At 64.1% G+C, this 298-nt stretch carries 1 pseudogene; it reads right to left on the minus strand.

What is annotated here, in order from left to right:
• Positions 1-3 precede the first annotated feature (3 nt).
• A pseudogene (locus KBI52_RS33755) lies at positions 4-298 on the minus strand (hypothetical protein); the annotation flags it as partial.

The following is a 298-nucleotide window of genomic DNA, read 5'->3' on the forward strand; positions in this document are numbered from 1 at the left end:
AAGTCATGCCGCCCTCGGCAGGAGGGCGATTCCGGGTGAGCGGCGGGGCCGATGGCGGCGGCGCTGACCCCAGACAAAGGGATGGCGGTGCGCGTTCCAGTAGATCGTAGAGTAGTGGATCGCATCGCTGATTTCGTCCCATGTCTCGAACCGCCGGCCTGCCAATGCAAGCGAGCGCAGGATCTTCCACCACGGCTCGATCAGGTTGAGGTAGGCTGCATACTTGGGTTGGAACACCATCTCCCAGCGTGGATGGGCCAGCAGGAACAGCAGCACGTCGGTCGTGCGGTGGGAGCCG

This window comes from Microvirga sp. HBU67558, from assembly GCF_018069605.1.
In the GTDB taxonomy this organism is placed as follows: Bacteria; Pseudomonadota; Alphaproteobacteria; order Rhizobiales; family Beijerinckiaceae; genus Microvirga; species Microvirga terrae.